Here is a 2,255-nt window from a genome sequence, read left to right as displayed (position 1 = left end):
TGAGCCGAGCGACGCCGTCTCGCCGTTGCGCAATGCTTCTTCACGCTGATGACCAATTGCAAATGGCGGTAGGGGTTGGCCGGCAAGCAGACGCGCCGGGCCGGCCTGGACGGCCGCCGAGACCAGCGGCATCAGTTTTGCGGCGAAGGAGCCGCGCCAGGCGGGAAGCAGCCACAGCGCGAGCGCTGTCACGACGGCCGCACAGCCGACCAGGCTGAAGACGGTAAGACTCATATGTTTGGCGCGACGCAGCACGGCGCGCAGATACAGCGCGATGCGAGCGTCAGGACGCCACGACAACCAAGCATTCATTGGAGCTCCCAAATGCATTGATTTCTACAGATGTAAACGTCAAAAACCGCCACACCACGGAGAAATCGACACCGCCAGCTCTGGGACAGCCCACGAGCGGTATCGGGAAAAACGGCACAAACCGTTGGGACAGCCCTAACCGGAATACTTCGAATCCGGGTGCGCGCGGCACGAAGAACATGCCGGGGCGCGCACACAGGCCACCACGCGAAAAACCGGCGAAGAAGAGCGCCGGCATGAACACCACTGCCATTACTTACCGGAACAATCCGGCCGGGTGACGCAGCGCGTCGTTTCAAAAGACCCGTGGCACTGGTAAAAAGTTGCAATCGGTGTTGTCAATGTCGATGGATTCTAGCAGCCTCAAATGATCCGTCAATGCTGAGAAATGCAAAACCCATTACTTTTGGTTATTATAAACAGTGTTCAGAGCCCTCAAAGCGCCTTCCCAAGCGGTTTTCCAGCGGTCAAGCCCGAGTTGTGCCGTTGTGTGACCTGACGTACCGACATCAACACAGGTAAAATCGACAATCGCCCGCGCGCGCTCCGGAGCCTCTCCACGAACTTTGTTGTGCGCCGGGCTGCAGATAATTTTCCTCGCAGGCCCTACCCCTCAGCCGATGAAATACAAAGACCTGCGCGACTTCACCGCCCGCCTCGAAACGCTTGGCGAGTTGCGCCGCATCAAGCAGCCCGTTTCCCCAGTTCTTGAAATGACCGAGTTGTCCGATCGCGTGCTGCGATCGGGCGGCCCCGCGCTGCTTTTCCAGACGCCGACCGGACACACCATGCCGGTGCTGGCCAACCTGTTCGGTACGCCGAGGCGCGTGGCCCTGGGCATGGGTATCGAAACGGAGGCGCAAGCCGCTTCGGACCCGAGTCTTCTCAGTGACAAAGCTGCACTCGAGTCACTTCGCGATGTCGGGCGCCTGCTCTCCGCCCTCAAGGAACCCGAGCCGCCCAAGGGATTGAAGGACGCAGGCAAGCTGTTCACACTCGCCAAGGCCGTATGGGACATGGCGCCGAAGACGGTAAGCGCCCCGCCGTGCCAGGAGATCGTGTGGGAAGGACAGGACGTCGATCTTGCACGCCTTCCTATTCAGACATGCTGGCCGGGCGACGCCGGTCCGCTGATCACGTGGGGCCTGACCGTCACGCGCGGGCCGAACAAGACGCGGCAAAACCTCGGCATATATAGACAGCAACTGATCGGGCGCAACAAGCTCATCATGCGTTGGCTCGCGCATCGCGGCGGCGCGCTCGACTTCAGGGAGTTCGCGCTTGCCAATCCGGGCAAGCCGTATCCGGTTGCCGTGGTGCTCGGCGCCGATCCCGCAACGATTCTCGGCGCCGTGACGCCGGTGCCCGACTCGCTTTCCGAATATCAGTTTGCCGGTCTGCTGCGCGGCGCGAAGACCGAACTGGCAAAATGCCTGACGCCGGGCGTCGACACGCTGCAAGTACCGGCGCGCGCCGAGATCGTGCTCGAAGGGTTTATCTACCCGCAAGACGGTCCCCTGCCGCAGGCGCCCGAGGGCGCGCCGCCGAGGCCATCGAATAATGCGTCCGGCAAATACGAGCACGCGCTCGAAGGTCCGTACGGCGACCACACGGGCTACTACAACGAACAAGAGTGGTTCCCGGTCTTCACGGTCGAAAAGATCACCATGCGCCGCGATGCGCTCTATCACTCCACGTATACAGGCAAGCCGCCCGACGAACCCGCCGTCCTTGGCGTCGCGCTCAATGAAGTATTCGTGCCGCTCCTGCAGAAGCAGTTCACCGAGATCACCGACTTCTATCTGCCGCCCGAAGGCTGCAGCTACCGCATGGCAATCGTGCAGATCAAGAAGAGCTACCCGGGACATGCCAAGCGCGTGATGTTCGGCGTCTGGAGCTTCTTGCGGCAATTCATGTACACGAAGTTCATCGTGGTGGTGGAC

At 61.2% G+C, this 2,255-nt stretch carries 1 protein-coding gene and 1 pseudogene; one reads left to right on the top strand and one right to left on the bottom strand.

What is annotated here, in order from left to right:
* Positions 1-312: pseudogene (locus ACFFAR_RS31215) on the bottom strand (lytic transglycosylase domain-containing protein); the annotation flags it as partial.
* A 620-nt stretch (positions 313-932) separates the two neighbouring features.
* Here ACFFAR_RS31215 and ACFFAR_RS31210 point away from each other — a divergent pair.
* Positions 933-2,255, top strand: a 1,323-nt coding sequence (locus tag ACFFAR_RS31210) for a UbiD family decarboxylase (RefSeq protein ID WP_375509231.1), incomplete at its 3' end; no start/stop codon positions are given.

Origin of the sequence: uncultured Caballeronia sp. (assembly GCF_964243625.1) — a bacterium.
Taxonomy (GTDB): domain Bacteria; phylum Pseudomonadota; class Gammaproteobacteria; order Burkholderiales; family Burkholderiaceae; genus Caballeronia.
The sequence above is the reverse complement of the archived record's forward strand: the minus strand, read 5'-3'. Positions and strand labels throughout refer to the sequence as shown.